This window comes from Aeromonas sp. ZOR0002 (assembly GCF_963866995.1).
Taxonomy (GTDB): Bacteria; Pseudomonadota; Gammaproteobacteria; order Enterobacterales; family Aeromonadaceae; genus Aeromonas; species Aeromonas caviae.
Window position 1 is genome coordinate 1 of sequence record NZ_CAWMFQ010000272.1, and the last position, 1,058, is coordinate 1,058.

A 1,058-nucleotide genomic window follows, 5' to 3' on the forward strand; every position below is an offset into this window, starting at 1 on the left:
GCCCATATCACTCCGCCTTCCGCAAACTCGGGGTCAAGAACCACACCCAGGCAGTCATCGCCCTGCAGCAAATGGGCATCAAGGACGACTGAGCTCGTCCCCGGCTGGCTCGTAACAAGCCAGCCACACCCGCCTCCCAGAAGACTCTCTTGCCCCCCGCGGCAGCCGGAAACGGCCTCCCTGCACCATTTGCGGCTCGACAATTAGCACGGTCGTACTTTATGCTGCCAACCCAGAGAGAGGAGAGCCGGATGAGCAAGGGACGTCTGACCCGCGACACCATTTTGCAGACTGCATTCGAGCAGGCGAGCCAGCAGGGGCTTGAGAGCCTCACCATAGGCTCCCTCGCAACGGCCTGCGAGATGTCAAAAAGCGGTCTGTTCGCCCACTTCCAGTCCCGCGACAACCTGCAGATCGCCGTACTCACCCATTCCGCCGAGGTATTTCGGGAGCGGGTGATCCAGCCGGTGCGCCAACAGGGGTACGCCACCCAGCAGGAGAAACTGCTCGCCCTGTTGCAGGCCTGGCTGGCCTGGAACCAGAGTTTTGCCGGCCGCTGCATGTTCCTCGATGCCTGGACCTCCGCCCAGGAGGGTGAGGTCCAGCAGGCGGCACGCGAGCTGGTCCGTTTCTGGCTCGACTACTTGGCACGCCAGGTAGTGCAGGGGCAGACCAGAGGGGAGTGGCGCAGCGATCTCGATCCCTGGCGCGCCGTCTATCGTCTCTATGGCCTCTATCTCGGGGATCAGGTGTTCCATGCCCTGGGGCTCAGCGAGGATCCGGCCCGCCACTTCTGGCCCGAGGTGGAACAATTGCTGGCCAGCTGGCGCTGACCCGACGGGCTCTTCTTTTTAAAAACCCGCAAAAAAGCACGACCGTTCGCACACAAAAGACACAGGATGACCATGAGCAGCAAGATCTATTTCAACACACGCCGCTTCAGCCCGAGCAAGTTGCTGCTGGGCCTCGGCACCCGCCTGCATCACGTGCTCGCGCCCACCCACGCCAAGCGCACCGCCAGCAAGCTGCTGCTCACCCCGCAGCGGGCGACCCGGGGC

At 63.1% G+C, this 1,058-nt stretch carries 1 protein-coding gene and 1 pseudogene; both read left to right on the forward strand.

The window, feature by feature from the left end; all coding sequences use genetic code 11:
* Positions 1-251: 251 nt before the first annotated feature.
* Positions 252-833 carry a TetR/AcrR family transcriptional regulator gene (locus tag AACR77_RS14720; protein ID WP_042882486.1) on the forward strand — a complete coding sequence of 194 codons (582 nt, stop codon included), beginning with the start codon at positions 252-254 and terminating at the stop codon, positions 831-833.
* A gap of 72 nt (positions 834-905) precedes the next feature.
* Positions 906-1,058 (forward strand): annotated as a pseudogene (locus AACR77_RS14725) (alpha/beta hydrolase); the annotation flags it as partial.